Below are 235 nucleotides of genomic sequence, written 5' to 3'. Positions count from 1 at the left end.
TTGCCACGGTTTCCGGTGGGGTCGTTAGCTCAGTTGGTAGAGCAGCGGACTTTTAATCCGTAGGTCGCGTGTTCGAGTCACGCACGACCCACCATTCGAATCAAGCACTTGCCGCAGCAATGCCCGGGTGCTTTTTTCTTGATGCCCAGTTTCCGGTGGGGTCGTTAGCTCAGTTGGTAGAGCAGCGGACTTTTAATCCGTAGGTCGCGTGTTCGAGTCACGCACGACCCACCAT

The 235-nt window shown here is 55.7% G+C and carries 2 tRNA genes; both read left to right on the top strand.

Going from position 1 to position 235, the window contains the following annotated elements:
- The first annotated feature begins 18 nt into the window (after positions 1 to 18).
- Positions 19 to 94, top strand: a tRNA-Lys gene (locus HA630_RS00215).
- A 64-nt stretch (positions 95 to 158) separates the two neighbouring features.
- Positions 159 to 234, top strand: a tRNA-Lys gene (locus HA630_RS00210).
- Position 235: the final 1 nt, after the last annotated feature.

The sequence above is a fragment of the Aquabacterium sp. A08 genome (assembly GCF_011742065.1).
The sequence above is the reverse complement of the archived record's forward strand: the minus strand, read 5'-3'. Positions and strand labels throughout refer to the sequence as shown.